Origin of the sequence: Vibrio sp. 10N.261.52.C2, from assembly GCF_041471425.1 — a bacterium.
Lineage (GTDB): Bacteria > Pseudomonadota > Gammaproteobacteria > Enterobacterales > Vibrionaceae > Vibrio > Vibrio crassostreae_C.
This window is the reverse complement of the sequence record NZ_JBFROH010000083.1, coordinates 1-1,426: the sequence shown is the minus strand read 5'-3', so window position 1 is coordinate 1,426 and position 1,426 is coordinate 1. Positions and strand designations below refer to the sequence as shown.

2 protein-coding genes are annotated in these 1,426 nt (G+C 42.4%); both read right to left on the bottom strand.

Features of this window, described 5'->3' with window-relative positions; translation table 11 throughout:
* Window positions 1–31: 31 nt before the first annotated feature.
* Window positions 32–874: an IS3 family transposase gene (locus AB4307_RS21560; RefSeq protein ID WP_106427183.1), complete on the bottom strand. Its 843-nt coding sequence runs from the start codon at window positions 872–874 to the stop codon at window positions 32–34.
* Window positions 871–1,380, bottom strand: coding sequence for a helix-turn-helix domain-containing protein (locus AB4307_RS21555; protein WP_029236503.1), 510 nt, complete (start codon window positions 1,378–1,380; stop codon window positions 871–873). Before AB4307_RS21555 ends, AB4307_RS21560 begins: the two co-directional genes overlap by 4 nt.
* Between the last annotated feature and the right edge of the window lie 46 nt (window positions 1,381–1,426).

Genomic DNA, 1,426 nt, shown 5'->3' with positions numbered 1-1,426 from the left:
TGAAGTGACCCCGTAAAGTTGGACATTTCTGTTAAGCGGCTTTCAAGGCCTGAGTTCGATATTCTATCGGAGTCAGGCCTTTTAGTTTCACTTTTATACGTTTGGTATTGTAGTACTCGATGTATTCTTTAATTTGCTCTATCAGAGCATCTGCATCTTCAAAGCTTTGGTTGTGATACATCTCTGTTTTGAGTAAAGCAAAAAAGTTTTCAGCAACCGCATTATCCAAGCAGTTACCTTTTCTCGACATGCTTTGTGTTAACCCACTCTCCGCTACCTTTTTCTGATACTGTCGATGACGATATTGCCAACCTTGATCGCTATGTATAATTGGCTTTGAGTTGGGTTTGAGCTTTGATATGGCTTCCGTTAGCATATCCGTGACAAGCGGCAAGCAGGCATTTTTGGCCACTCTATAAGCAACTACCTCCTGAGTAAACAAGTCGACCACGGGAGACAAGTATACTTTCTGCTCTTTGACTTTGAACTCCGTGACATCAGTTACCCACTTTTCATCGGGTTGAGTCGCACTAAAATCTCTTTCAAGCAGGTTAGGAGCAGCTGTTCCAGACTCTCCTCGGTATGAACGATACTTTTTAATCCTGACCGTCGATTTAAGGTTGAGCTGAGCCATAAGCCTTTGAACCGTTTTGTGATTAAGCACGAACCCCTGATTTTTTAGTTCCAAGTGAATACGGCGGTAGCCGTATCGACCCTTATGTTCATGATAAATTGACTTTATCAACCGCAGCTCACGTTCGTAGCTATTTGGGCGCTTGTTTGTTTGAGCTTGATAATAAAAGACACTTTTTGCCAGCTGTAGAGTCTGCAGTAAGTGCTTCAGCGGGTACTTGCCTTTAAGAGTTAGAGCTATGACCGCTTTTTCTTTGTTCGACGGTTTTTTTCCTGCTCCAACTCTTCCAACTTTTTTAGAACGGCATTCTCGGTTCGTAAGTAGACCAACTCCTCTTTTAGCTCCTCAAGTGTCATTTCATTATCAGGCTTAGTGGTACGTTGAGGTTGCTGTTTCATTGAGGGTCTTCCTTTCTGGCGCATTTTGAGCCCCTTGATACCGAGCTCATTAAATCTTTTGAGCCAGACAGAGAGTATCCCAGGGGATGAGAGGTTTAATACAGCGCTAGTGTGCGTGAGAGACCATTCATTCGTCCACATTAAATTCAATGCTTTTCGTTTTGTTTGAGCAGTCGCGGCATGCTTAGTTGGTAAAAATGAATCAGTACCATGGATGGCAAAGACTTGAGCCCAATACCGTATCTGCCTTGAAGAAATTGAATATTGTTTTGCTAAATAGAGAGATGACGTGCCATCTAAGTATTGCTTAGCAATGATACATTTTAGCTCACGGCTATATTTGGACATAAAAAGACCCCCAATAATTGGTGTCCAACTATTGGGGGTCAGTTCA